This is a genomic window from Inquilinus sp. OTU3971 (assembly GCF_038440215.1).
Window position 1 is genome coordinate 1 of sequence record NZ_JASATH010000240.1, and the last position, 10,952, is coordinate 10,952.

Sequence of the window (10,952 nt, forward strand, 5' to 3'; positions counted from 1 at the left end):
GGGGGTCCGGGTGGTTGTGCTAAAAAACCCGCGGGGGGGGCCCCCCCCCCCCCCCCCGCACCACCTCGATCCCGGTCGAGGCCAGGCCCTGGACCAGCGCTGCCTCCAGCTCCACCGAGCTCAGCCGGCCGTCATAGCCGACCACCACCTGCCGGCCGCCCTTGCGCCGGACGATGGTGCCGAAGGCGGCGCCAACGGCCCGATAATCGGCGGCGTTCAGGGTTTTGCCGATGACGCCGCGGATGTCGTATTCGCGCAGGACGGTCGGGTGGAAGCTATGGGTCATGATCGGGGTACGGTCCTCGGAGGGGTCTTGTGGTTTCAGCCGGCCGAGCCCGGAACCGGGCGGCCGATGCTGTGGTAGTGGAAGCCGGCCGCCTGCATGTCGGCCGGCTTGTAGACGTTGCGCAGGTCGACGAAGACCGGGCCGCCCATCAGCTTTATCATCCGCGCCGGGTCGAGGGCGCGGAACTCGTTCCATTCGGTCAGCACCACGGCGCCGTCGGCGCCATGCAGCGCCTCATAGGCGCCGGCCGTGTAGTCGATGTCGGTCAGCAGCTTGCGCGCTTCCTTCATCGCCGCCGGGTCGTAGGCGCGGATCTTGGCCCCGGCCCGCTGCAGCATCGGCACCACGGTCAGGCTCGGGGCGTCGCGCATGTCGTCGGTGTTCTGCTTGAAGGCGAGGCCGAGCACGGCGATGACCCGGCCGGCGACGCTGCCGCCGAAGGCGGCGATCACCCGCTCGGCCATCTCGACCTTGCGCGCCTCGTTGACCTCGATGACGGTCTCGATCAGGTGCTGCCGGGCCCCGGCCTCGCGCGCGTTCTGCACGAAGGCGGCCGTGTCCTTGGGGAAGCAGGAACCGCCATAGCCCGGGCCGGGATGCAGGAACTTCGGCCCGATGCGGTTGTCCAGGCCGAGCGACCGGGCGACGTCATGGACATTGGCGCCGACCTGCTCGCACAGGTTGGCGACCTCGTTGATGAAGGTCACCTTCATCGCCAGGAAGCTGTTGGCGGCGTATTTGATCAGCTCCGCCGTCTCCAGCGCCGTGGTCACGATCGGCCGCTCGATCAGGTACAGCGGCCGGTAGATGTCGGACAGGACCTTGCCGGCCCGCTCGCTTTCGGCGCCGATGACCACGCGGTCGGGCAGCATGAAGTCGCCGATCGCCGAGCCCTCGCGCAGGAATTCCGGGTTGGAGGCGATGTCGAAATCGGCGTCCGGCCGGGCCTTGCGGATCGCCTCGGCGACCTTGCGGCCGGTGCCGACCGGCACCGTCGACTTGGTGACGATCACAGCGTAGCCGGTCAGCGCCCGGGCGATCTCCTCGGCCGCGGCGAAGACATAGGTCAGGTCGGCATGGCCGTTGCCGTGCCGGCTCGGCGTGCCGACGGCGATGAACACCGCATCGGCGCCGTCGACCGCCGCCGGCAGGTCGGTGGTGAAGGTTAGCCGCCCGGCGGTCGCGTTCTTCGCCACCAGCACGTCGAGACCCGGCTCGTAGATCGGCATCTCGTTGCGCTTCAGCTGCTCGATCCGACCGGGATCCTTGTCGACGCAGACGACGTCATGGCCGAATTCCGAGAAGCAGGCGCCGGAGACGAGGCCGACATAGCCGCTTCCGATCATCGCGATGCGCATAGGGCCGCGTACTCCAATAGTCCGCCGGTCGGGCCGGCCGGGTCAAAGATAGCGGGAAACAGCCTCGCGCAGGGCGGCGGACAGGTCCGGCCGGTCCAGCCCATAGGCCAGGTTGGCGGCGATGAAGCCGACCTTGTCGCCGCAGTCGAAGCGGTCGCCCTCGAAGCGCACGCCGTGGAAGGGCTGGCTGCCGATCAGCCGGGCCATCGCGTCGGTCAGCTGGATCTCGCCGCCGGCGCCGCGCTCCTGCCGGTCGAGATGGCTGAACACCTCCGGCTGCAGGATGTAGCGGCCGACGACCGAGAGGTCGGACGGGGCGTCCTCCGGCTTCGGCTTCTCGACCAGGCCGGTGACCTCGGCCACCGTGCCGTCGTCCTGGCCGATGGCGAGGATTCCGTAGCGCGAGGTCAGCGCCTTCGGCACCTCGCGCACCGCGATCAGGTTGCCGCCATGGGTGTCATAGGCCTTCGCCATCTGCGCCAGCAGCGGGGTCCGGCACTTGAAGATCTCGTCCGGCAGCAGCACCGCGAAGGGCCGGTTGCCGACCAGGTGGCGGGCGCACCAGACGGCGTGGCCGAGACCCAGCGGCTGGGCCTGGCGGACGAAGCTGAACTGGCCGGGCGGCAGCTCGGCGTCGCGCGCCGCCTTCAGCTGCTCCGCCTTCTTGCGGGCCTCCAGCGTGGCATAGAGCTCGGCATTCTCGTCGAAATGGTCCTCCAGCGCGGTCTTGCCGCGGCTGGAGACGAAGACGAACTCCTCGATCCCGGCGGCCTTGGCCTCTTCGACCGCGTATTGCAGCACCGGCTTGTCGACGACGCAGAGCATTTCCTTCGGCACTGCCTTGGTGGCGGGCAGCGACCGGGTGCCGAGACCCGCGACGGGGAAGACGGCGACCTTGACGGGTTCAGACATGAATGCCTTCTCTGAAACTCGGGACACCCGCTATGAACGCTTCACATCCTGCCTTGTGCCACAGAGCGGCGCGAAAGGGAAATCGGGCGGGGTCCGGCCGTCACGGCAGCAGGAGCGGCGCCAGATATTGCCGGATGTTGGCCTCGAACTGCCGGTCGAACTCATTCATGCCGTCCTGCAGCAGGCCAGCTTCGGCGCGGCTCTGGTCGGCGACGCTGGAGCCGTCGGTCACGGTGGTCGAGCGCTCGACCCTGACGTCGGTATAGCCGCCGGTGAAGGTGCCGACCGGCCCGACCTCGAGCCGGGCGGCCAGCCGCAGCGTCAGCTTCTGCGATGGCTGGTCCTTGAAGATCGAGGTCAGGCCGCCCTGGGTCGCCAGCTGCTCCCGGGTCAGGCCGGCCTCCTGGATGATCAGCTGCGCCGCACCGGCGCGGCCGCCGGCCTGCAGCCGGGCGGCGCCCCAGCCGCGGATCGCCGCCGCCGGGCTCTGCGCCGATTGCGTCGCGGCCGGCACCGACCGGTCGATGGTGTCGATGCGGGCGAGGTTCAGCCGGATCGGCGGGCGGCCGGCGAAGGACACCGGCGCCACGCCCGCCAGCTCCGGCCCGCCACAGGCGGCGAGCAGCAGGAGGCCGGCGCCGGCGAACAGGCTGCGACGAGTCGGGTGGGGCATCGGATTCTCCAGGTCAAGGACACGCTTGAGAGCAAACGCTCCGAACTGGAGCTTTTCCTGATCGTCATTGCCGGGCTTGCACCGGCAATCCAGAAGGTCTCGACAGCCTCTGGATGCCGATCGAGCCCGGGCATCACATCTTTGATGAGATCGTTGGCCGAAGTTGGGCAGGAATTCAGGCGGTGTAGAGGGCCGCGAGCTGGCCCCGGTCGAAATCGTAGCGGGTGTTGCAGAACTCGCAGGCGACCTCGACCCGGCCGTCGACGGCCAGGCTCTCGATCTCCGCCTTCGGCATCGACTTCAGCATCGACGCCACCCGCTCGCGCGAGCAGCGGCAGGAGAAGCGCATCGGTTGGGGCGGGAAGACCCGGACGCCGTCCTCATTGTAGAGGCGGAACAGCAGCGCCTCGCCGGACAGGGCCGGCTGGGTCAGCTCGTCATCGGTGGCGGAGCCGAGCAGCACCATGGCGCGGCGCCAGTCGTCCTCGCGGTCGGTCGGCACCTGCTTCTCGGGGTCGGGCAGGCGCTGCAACATGATGCCGCCGCCGCGCCAGCCGGTCTCACCGTGCCGGACGGCCGAGCGCAGCCCGGCCTGCAACTGCTCCGACTGGCGGAAATAATGCTGGGCGCATTCCCACAGCGTCTCGCCGGACAGGTCGACGATGCCCTGGTAGCGCTCGGTGTCCTGGCCCTGGTCGACGGTGAAGGCCAGGTGGCCCTTGCCCAGCAGCGCCGGCACCGTGGTGGCGGTGCCCGCCAGCCGAGCCTCGTCGAACAGGGCGTTGGCGCGGACCGCGCCGTCGCTGGCGACGTCGGCCACCACCAGCCGCACCGGCCCGTCGCCCTTGGCCTGCAGGGTGAACACGCCCTCGTATTTGAGGGCGCTGGCCAGCAGCGCGGTCAGCACCACCGTCTCGGCCAGCAGATGGGCGACCGGCTCGGGATAGGCGTGGCGGGCGAGGATGTCGTCGAGCAGCGGGCCGAACCGGACCAGCCGGCCGCGCAGCCCCGACGCCTCGATCTGGAAGGGGAGGATGAGGTCGTCCCCCCCGGTCGTGACAGGCACCATCGTCACAGCGCCCCCAGGCACCACAGCAGGATGCCCTTCTGGGCGTGCAGGCGGTTCTCCGCCTCGTCCCAGACCACGGATTGCGGGCCGTCGATCACCCCGTCCGTCACCTCCTCGCCGCGATGGGCCGGCAGGCAGTGCATGAACAGGGCGTCCGGCTTGGCCTGCGCCATCAGCCGCTCATCGACCTGGTAGGGCCGCAGCAGGTTGTGGCGGGACGGCGCGTCCTTGTCGCCCATCGACACCCAGGTGTCGGTGACCACCAGGTCGGCGCCGCGCACCGTGGTCTCCGGGTCGGTGCCGACCGAGACGCGGGCGCCTTCGCGATGCGCCCACTGGATCAGGTCGGCCGGCGGCGACAGCTCGTCCGGGCAGGCCAGGCGCAGCTCGAAGTCGAACATGCCGGCGGCGCGGATCCAGGACCGGGCGACGTTGTTGCCGTCGCCGGTCCAGGCGGCGACGCGCCCGGCGATCGGCCCGCGCTTCTCCTCGAAGGTCATCACATCGGCCATCAGCTGGCACGGATGGGTCTCGTCGGTCAGGCCGTTGATCACCGGCACCGTGGCGTTCTCGGCCATCTCGCGCAGCCGGTCCTCGTCCGAGGTCCGCAGCATGATGATGTCGACATAGCGCGACAGCACCCGGGCGGTGTCACCGATGGTCTCGCCGCGGCCGAGCTGGATCTCGGTACCGGTCAGCATCACCACCTCGCCGCCGAGCTGGCGCATGCCGACCTCGAAGGAGACGCGGGTGCGGGTCGACGGCTTCTCGAAGATCAGCGCCAGGGTGCGGCCGGCCAGCGGCTTCGACGCCGCACCGCGCGGATCGGTCTGCTTCAGCTCGATCGACCGGTCGATGATCTGGCGCAGATCGGACTTCGGCAGGTGGTGCAGGTCGGTGAAGTGCCGGATGTCAGCCATTCGCGACCGCCTTCACCGCCCGGGCGGTGAACACCTTGTCGAAGATGGCGATGGCCTCGGCGATCTCCGCCGCACCGATGGTCAGCGGCGGCAGGATGCGGACGACGTTCTCGCCGGCGCCCACGGTCAGCAGGCCGGCGGCGCGCAGATCGACGACGATCTCGTCGCTCGGCTGCACGCATTTCAGGCCCAGGATCAGGCCGGTGCCGCGCACCTCCTGCAGCACCGCCGGGTGGCGCTTCACCAGGGCCTCCAGCTCGGCCTTGAAGTGCTGGCCGGTGCGCTCGACCCCGGCGATGAAGCCGTCGGCCAGCACCACGTCCAGCACGGCGTTGCCGACCGCCATGGCCAGCGGGTTGCCGGCATAGGTCGAGCCGTGGGTGCCCGGGGTCATGCCACAGGCGGCCTCCTCGGTCGCCATGAAGGCGCCGAGCGGGAAGCCGCCACCGATGCCCTTGGCGATGCACATCACATCCGGCGTGATCCCCGCCCATTCATGGGCGAAGAACTTGCCGGTGCGGCCGTAGCCGCACTGGATCTCGTCGAAGAACAGCAGCAGGCCGAACTCGTCGCAGACGCGGCGCAGCTCGCGCAGATATTCCGGGCTGGACACCTTGATGCCGCCCTCGCCGATGATCGGCTCGATGCAGATCGCGGCGGTCTCGTCGGTGATCGCGGCGCGCAGCTCGTTCAGGTTGCCCCAGGCGACCTGGTCGAAGCCGTCGACCAGCGGGCCGAAGCCCTTGATCAGCTTCTCGCCCTTGGCGGCGGAGATCGCGGCCAGGGTGCGGCCGTGGAAGCTGGAGGTGACGGTGATGATCCGCCAGCGCTTCGGGTTGCCGCGGGTGTAGTGGTACTTGCGCACCAGCTTGGCCGCGCCTTCCCAGGCCTCGGCGCCCGAATTGGTGAAGAACACCGTGTCGGCGAAGGTGGCGTCGACCAGCCGCTGGGCCAGGCGCTCGCCGCCCGGGATCCGGTACAGGTTCGAGGTGTGCCACAGCTTGGCCGCCTGGTCCTGCAGCGCCTGCACCAGATGGGGGTGGGAATGGCCCAGGGCGCAGACCCCGATCCCGGCGATCAGGTCCATGTATCGTCGCCCGTCGGTCCCGAACAGATACGCCCCTTCGCCCCGCTCGAAGGCGAGGTCGGCACGCGCATAGGTCGGCATCACGGCGGGAATCATGGATAGGCTCGCTGCGAGTGAGTCTCGGTCAGAGTCTCGTGGTTGCGGGAAGGGAGCGACTAAGCCCAGCTTATGCGGCGCTTGTCAACGCGCGCCCGTGTCGTTATAACGCGCGCTCCGTTCGGGTGGCGAGGCCGGGGTCCGATCCCCGGGGCATGCCCAACCACCCATCCACATTCTTCCGTCGGAAGGACCGAAAATGCCCAAGATGAAGACCCATTCCAGCGCCAAGAAGCGCTTCCGGCTGACCGCCTCCGGCAAGGTCCGCTACAACTCGGCCTATCGCCGCCACCGACTGCTGACCAAGACCAAGGCGGCCAAGGAGCGGAACCAGGGCACCAAGATCATGTGCGACGCCGACGCGACGAAGGTGAAGCGCTATCTCCTGGTCAACGGCTGAGCAGAGGAGCGCTGACACATGGCACGAGTTTCCCGCGGCGTCACCAGCCACGCCCGCCACAAGAAGATCCTCAAGCTCGCCAAGGGCTATCGGGGCCGCGCTTCGACCAACTATCGCGTCGCGATCGAGAAGGTCGAGAAGGCGCTGCGCTATGCCTACCGCGACCGCCGCAACAAGAAGCGCGACTTCCGCGGCCTGTGGATCCAGCGCATCAACGCCGGCGTGCGCGAGCACGGCCTGACCTATTCGAAGTTCATGCACGGCATCAAGCTGGCCGGCATCGACATCGACCGGAAGGTCATGTCCGACATCGCCACGCGCGAGCCGGAGTCGTTTAAGGCCTTGGTCGATCAGGCCCAGGCCGCGCTCAAGAACGCCGCTTGATCCCCTCCCGCCCCGGCGGGATCGGATAGAGCGAAAGGAAGCGGGGGTCGGGCCTGAGGGCTCGGCCCCTTTTTCATGGCCGGTTGCCGACCCCCGGACAACCGGGACCCATCGAGGATACAGGCGATGGAACAGGTAGAGACGCTGAAGCGCGACGTGGCCGCGGCGCTGGCCCAGGCCCAGGACCTTGCGGCGCTGGACGCCGTGCGGGTCGCGGCCTTGGGCAAGAAGGGCAGCCTGACCGGCCTGATGGCGGGCCTGCGCGACCTCGACCCCGAGGCGCGCAAGGCCTTCGGTGCGGCCCTGAACGTGGCCAAGGACGAGATCACCGCCCTGCTCGACGCCCGCAAGGCGGAGCTGGAGCGCGCGGCGCTGGACGCCCGGCTGGCGCGCGAGACGGTCGACGTCACCCTGCCGGTGCGGCCGGAGCGGACCGGCCGGATCCACCCGATCAGCCAGACCCGCGACGAGATGATCGCGATCTTCGCCGAGATGGGCTTCACCGTCGCCGAAGGCCCGGACATCGAGGATGACTGGCACAACTTCACCGCGCTGAACATCCCGCCGGAGCATCCGGCGCGGCAGATGCACGACACCTTCTATCTGCCGGACCGGCCGGACGGGAAGGCGGCGGTGCTGCGCACCCACACCTCGCCGGTGCAGATCCGCACCATGCTGTCGCAGCAGCCGCCGATCCGCATCGTCGCGCCGGGCCGGACCTTCCGGTCGGACTACGACCAGACCCACACCCCGATGTTCCATCAGATCGAGGGGCTGGTGATCGACGAGGCCATCCATATGGGCCATCTGCGCGGCTGCCTGATCGAGTTCTGCCGCGCCTTCTTCGACCTGCCGGACCTGCCGCTCCGCTTCCGCCCCAGCTTCTTCCCCTTCACCGAGCCGTCGGCCGAGGTCGATATCGGCTGCTCGCGCAAGGGCGGCGAGCTGAAGCTGGGCAATTACGGCGACTGGCTCGAGATCCTGGGCTGCGGCATGGTCCATCCGAAGGTGCTGGACGCCTGCGGCATCGACTCGACCCGCTACCAGGGCTTCGCCTTCGGCATGGGGATCGAGCGCCCGGCGATGCTGAAATACGGCATCCCCGACCTGCGCACCTTCTTCGAGGCCGATCTGCGCTGGCTGAAGCACTACGGCTTCGTGCCGCTCGACGTGCCTTCGCTGGCCACCGGCCTGACCCGCTAGACCGCCCGCCGCAGCGAGACCGCGACCATGAAGCTGACCCTGTCCTGGCTCAAGGACCATCTCGACATCCCCCAGGGAGTCTCTGGGGCGTCTCTCGGCGAGATCACCGACACGCTGACCAGCCTCGGCCTCGAGGTCGACGGCGTCGAGGACCCGGCCGCCGACCTGGCGCCCTTCACCATCGCCTATGTCAAATCGGCGGTGCAGCACCCCAATGCCGACCGGCTGCGGGTCTGCATCGTCGACACCGGCCAGGGCGAGGTGCAGGTGGTGTGCGGCGCGCCCAACGCCCGCACCGGCATGAAGGGCGTGTTCGCGCCGGCCGGCTCCTACATCCCCGGCACCAAGGTCGACCTCAAGGCCGGGACGATCCGTGGCGAGGCCTCGAACGGCATGCTGGTGTCGGAGCGCGAACTCGGCCTGTCGGACGAGCATGACGGCATCATCGAGCTGCCGGACGACGCGCCGCTCGGCGCTTCCTTCGCCGCCTGGCGCGGCCTCGACGACCCGGTGATCGAGATCGGGCTGACCCCGGACCGGGCCGATTGCGCCGGCATCCGCGGCATCGCCCGCGACCTCGCCGCCGCCGGCCTCGGCACGCTGAAGCCGCTCGACGAGACGCCGGTCGAGGGCCGCTTCAAGACCGACCTGACCATCGGCCTCGACTTCCCGGCCGACGCCGCCTCGGCCTGCCCGATGTTCGCCGCGAGGGTGTTCCGCGGCGTCAGGAACGGCCCCAGCCCGGCCTGGCTGCAGGCGCGGCTGAAGGCGATCGGGCTGCGGCCGATCTCGCTGCTGGTCGACATCACCAACTACTTCACCTTCGACCGCAACCGGCCGCTGCACGTCTTCGACCAGGGCAAGGTCCGCGGTGGCTTGCGGCTGCGCCTGTCGCAGGGCGGCGAGACGCTCGCGGCGCTGAACGACAAGACCTACACGCTCGGCGCCGGCGTCACCGTGATCGAGGACGACAGCGGCCCGCTCAGCCTCGGCGGCATCATGGGCGGGGCGTCGACCGGAGTGTCCGAGGCCACCACCGAGGTGATCCTCGAGGCGGCGCTGTTCGACCCGGTGCGCACGGCGATGAGCGGCCGGGCGCTCGGCATCAGCAGCGATGCGCGCTACCGCTTCGAGCGCGGCGTCGACCCGGCGGCGGTGGTCGTCGGCATCGAGCAGGCGACCCGGATGATCCTGGATCTATGCGGCGGCGAGGCCTCTCAACTCGTGATCGCCGGGCATGAGCCGGACTGGCGCAGGACCCTGACGCTGCGCCCGGCCCGGGTCGAGAGCCTGGGCGGGGTCGTCGTGCCGCGCGACCGGCAGGTGTCGATCTTGTCGGCGCTCGGCTTCGGCGTCTCGGACGGCGCCGACGGGCTGATCCAGGCGGCGGTGCCGTCCTGGCGCGGCGACGTGCAGGGCGAGGCCGACCTGGTCGAGGAGGTGCTGCGGGTCAATGGCTACGACGTCATCCCGGCGGTGTCGCTGCCGAAGCTGACCTCGCTGACCCAGCCGGCGCTCAGCCCGGCGCAGAAGGCGCGCGAGCTGGTGCGGCGCACCCTCGCGGCCCGCGGCCTGGACGAGGCGGTGACCTGGTCCTTCATGGACGGGCGCGACGCGGGCTGGTTCGGCTTCCAGAATGCCGGGCTGAAGCTGCTGAACCCGATCGCGTCGGATCTCGACACGATGCGGCCCTCGGTGCTGCCGAACCTGATCCGGGCGGCCGGCCGCAACGCCGCGCGCGGCCTGCCGGACGCGGCGCTGTTCGAGATCGGCCCGGCCTATCGCGACGCTACCGAGACCGGCCAGGCCATGGTCGCCGCCGCGGTCCGCGCCGGATCGAGCGGCCCGCGCCATTGGGCGCAGCCGCCGCGGCCGGCCGACGTGTTCGACGCCAAGGCCGACGCGATCGCGGCGCTGGAGGCGGCGGGCGCGCCGGTCGCCAACCTCGCGGTCTCGAGCGACGCGCCGGACTGGTACCATCCGGGCCGTTCCGGCTGCCTGCGGCTGGGACCGACGGTGCTGGCCCATTTCGGCGAGCTGCACCCGGCGGTGCTGGCGGGGCTGGCGGTCGACGGGCCGGTGGTCGGCTGCGAGGTGTTCCTCGACGCCGTGCCGCAGCCGAAGAAGAAGGCCGGCACGGCCAAGCCGCTGCTGAAGCTGGCGGCGTTCCAGCCGGTGCTGCGCGACTTCGCCTTCGTGGTCGAGGAATCGGTGCCGGCCGACCGCATCCTCAAGGCGGCGAAGGGCGCGGACAAGGCGCTGGTCGCCGACGTCGCCCTGTTCGACGTCTATCGCGGCCCGGGCGTGCCGGAAGGCCGCAAGTCGCTGGCGCTGGCGGTGACGCTGCAGCCGGTCGAGGCCACCCTGACCGACGAGGCGATCGAGGCCGTGGGCAGGAAGATCGTCGCCGCGGTCGAGAAGCAGGGCGGCACGCTGCGGGGGTAGGGCGAGCTCGCTCCGCCTCGCCGTTTCCCTTTCCTGTCATTGCCGGGCGGATCCTCGGGTCAAGCCCGAGGACGGCAATCCAGGGGCGGCCTGCGCTGCCGTCGACAGTCTCTGCATCA

General features: G+C 70.0%; 11 protein-coding genes. 4 read left to right on the plus strand and 7 right to left on the minus strand.

Annotation, left to right across the window (positions count from 1 at the left end; translation table 11 throughout):
• Positions 1-19: 19 nt before the first annotated feature.
• From AAHM41_RS35820 to AAHM41_RS35850, 7 genes are all read right to left on the minus strand, one after another.
• Positions 20-286, minus strand: a complete 267-nt coding sequence (locus tag AAHM41_RS35820; protein ID WP_446719514.1) for a hypothetical protein — start codon at positions 284-286, stop codon at positions 20-22.
• A gap of 35 nt (positions 287-321) precedes the next feature.
• Positions 322-1,644 (minus strand): UDP-glucose dehydrogenase family protein, encoded by a 1,323-nt coding sequence (locus tag AAHM41_RS35825; RefSeq protein ID WP_342241418.1) that lies wholly within the window; start codon positions 1,642-1,644, stop codon positions 322-324.
• A 42-nt stretch (positions 1,645-1,686) separates the two neighbouring features.
• Positions 1,687-2,556, minus strand: coding sequence for a UTP--glucose-1-phosphate uridylyltransferase (locus AAHM41_RS35830; RefSeq protein ID WP_342241419.1), 870 nt, complete (start codon positions 2,554-2,556; stop codon positions 1,687-1,689).
• Between the two features lie 100 nt (positions 2,557-2,656).
• Positions 2,657-3,229: a hypothetical protein gene (locus AAHM41_RS35835; RefSeq protein ID WP_342241420.1), complete on the minus strand. Its 573-nt coding sequence runs from the start codon at positions 3,227-3,229 to the stop codon at positions 2,657-2,659.
• 175 nt (positions 3,230-3,404) lie between these two features.
• Positions 3,405-4,298, minus strand: a complete 894-nt coding sequence (locus AAHM41_RS35840; protein ID WP_342241421.1) for an Hsp33 family molecular chaperone HslO — start codon at positions 4,296-4,298, stop codon at positions 3,405-3,407.
• Between the two features lie 2 nt (positions 4,299-4,300).
• The gene (gene argF, locus AAHM41_RS35845; RefSeq protein WP_342241422.1) at positions 4,301-5,218 is read right to left on the minus strand and encodes an ornithine carbamoyltransferase; all 918 of its coding nucleotides are present in this window, start codon (positions 5,216-5,218) and stop codon (positions 4,301-4,303) included.
• Positions 5,211-6,401, minus strand: a complete 1,191-nt coding sequence (locus tag AAHM41_RS35850; RefSeq protein WP_342241423.1) for an aspartate aminotransferase family protein — start codon at positions 6,399-6,401, stop codon at positions 5,211-5,213. Before AAHM41_RS35850 ends, argF begins: the two co-directional genes overlap by 8 nt.
• A 199-nt stretch (positions 6,402-6,600) precedes the next feature.
• On the opposite strand from AAHM41_RS35850, the gene rpmI reads away from it, so the two are divergent.
• From rpmI to pheT, 4 genes are all read left to right on the plus strand, one after another.
• Positions 6,601-6,801, plus strand: coding sequence for a 50S ribosomal protein L35 (rpmI, locus tag AAHM41_RS35855; protein ID WP_342241424.1), 201 nt, complete (start codon positions 6,601-6,603; stop codon positions 6,799-6,801).
• An 18-nt stretch (positions 6,802-6,819) separates the two neighbouring features.
• Entirely contained in the window at positions 6,820-7,185 is a 366-nt protein-coding gene (rplT, locus tag AAHM41_RS35860; RefSeq protein WP_342241425.1) for a 50S ribosomal protein L20, read from the plus strand.
• A gap of 126 nt (positions 7,186-7,311) precedes the next feature.
• Entirely contained in the window at positions 7,312-8,388 is a 1,077-nt protein-coding gene (gene pheS, locus AAHM41_RS35865; RefSeq protein WP_342241426.1) for a phenylalanine--tRNA ligase subunit alpha, read from the plus strand.
• Between the two features lie 27 nt (positions 8,389-8,415).
• Positions 8,416-10,833 carry a phenylalanine--tRNA ligase subunit beta gene (gene pheT / locus AAHM41_RS35870; protein ID WP_342241427.1) on the plus strand — a complete coding sequence of 806 codons (2,418 nt, stop codon included), beginning with the start codon at positions 8,416-8,418 and terminating at the stop codon, positions 10,831-10,833.
• Positions 10,834-10,952 lie beyond the last annotated feature (119 nt).

Excerpts from the sequence above, each read along its gene's own strand:
- pheT (WP_342241427.1), top strand. The coding sequence starts at position 8,416 with ATGAAGCTGACCCTGTCCTGGCTCAAGGACCATCTCGACATCCCCCAG.
- AAHM41_RS35825 (WP_342241418.1), bottom strand. The coding sequence starts at position 1,644 with ATGCGCATCGCGATGATCGGAAGCGGCTATGTCGGCCTCGTCTCCGGC.
- AAHM41_RS35850 (WP_342241423.1), bottom strand. The coding sequence starts at position 6,401 with ATGATTCCCGCCGTGATGCCGACCTATGCGCGTGCCGACCTCGCCTTC.
- rpmI (WP_342241424.1), top strand. The coding sequence starts at position 6,601 with ATGCCCAAGATGAAGACCCATTCCAGCGCCAAGAAGCGCTTCCGGCTG.
- AAHM41_RS35835 (WP_342241420.1), bottom strand. The coding sequence starts at position 3,229 with ATGCCCCACCCGACTCGTCGCAGCCTGTTCGCCGGCGCCGGCCTCCTG.
- AAHM41_RS35830 (WP_342241419.1), bottom strand. The coding sequence starts at position 2,556 with ATGTCTGAACCCGTCAAGGTCGCCGTCTTCCCCGTCGCGGGTCTCGGC.
- AAHM41_RS35820 (WP_446719514.1), bottom strand. The coding sequence starts at position 286 with ATGACCCATAGCTTCCACCCGACCGTCCTGCGCGAATACGACATCCGC.
- pheS (WP_342241426.1), top strand. The coding sequence starts at position 7,312 with ATGGAACAGGTAGAGACGCTGAAGCGCGACGTGGCCGCGGCGCTGGCC.
- rplT (WP_342241425.1), top strand. The coding sequence starts at position 6,820 with ATGGCACGAGTTTCCCGCGGCGTCACCAGCCACGCCCGCCACAAGAAG.
- argF (WP_342241422.1), bottom strand. The coding sequence starts at position 5,218 with ATGGCTGACATCCGGCACTTCACCGACCTGCACCACCTGCCGAAGTCC.
- AAHM41_RS35840 (WP_342241421.1), bottom strand. The coding sequence starts at position 4,298 with ATGGTGCCTGTCACGACCGGGGGGGACGACCTCATCCTCCCCTTCCAG.